Origin of the sequence: Lacisediminihabitans profunda (genome assembly GCF_008040105.1) — a bacterium.
Lineage (GTDB): Bacteria > Actinomycetota > Actinomycetes > Actinomycetales > Microbacteriaceae > Lacisediminihabitans > Lacisediminihabitans profunda.
The window spans coordinates 1-332 of sequence record NZ_VRMG01000085.1; the positions used below are offsets into that span (position 1 = coordinate 1).

A 332-nucleotide genomic window follows, 5' to 3' on the forward strand; every position below is an offset into this window, starting at 1 on the left:
TCGACCAGCCCCTCGCGGCGCATCCGGCTGAGCGCCTCGCAAGGCCCTCCGGTCGCGAATGCCTCTCGATAAGTGAGCTCGTTTGGATCATGCAAATGCAGCAGGGGTAGGCGATCCACGCCGAGTCGTTCCAGGCTCTGCTCCAGGGATCGCAACATCCTGTCAGCCGAGAAGTCGCCGGTCTCCGGGTCGCAGTCGAGCTTGCTCGCGATCAGCACCCCCTCGGGCGGTGTGCCCCGGATCGCTTTGCCGATGATCGTCCCACTGAGACCCTGACCGTAGTTGTTGGAAGTGTCGATGGTGGTCAGCTGTGGTGCGGTTCCCCCCGCAAG

The 332-nt window shown here is 64.2% G+C and carries 1 protein-coding gene; it reads right to left on the reverse strand.

Features of this window, described 5'->3' with window-relative positions:
• Positions 1-332 (reverse strand): aldo/keto reductase (locus tag FVP33_RS19160; RefSeq protein WP_147785270.1); only part of this gene is annotated, 332 nt, incomplete at both ends.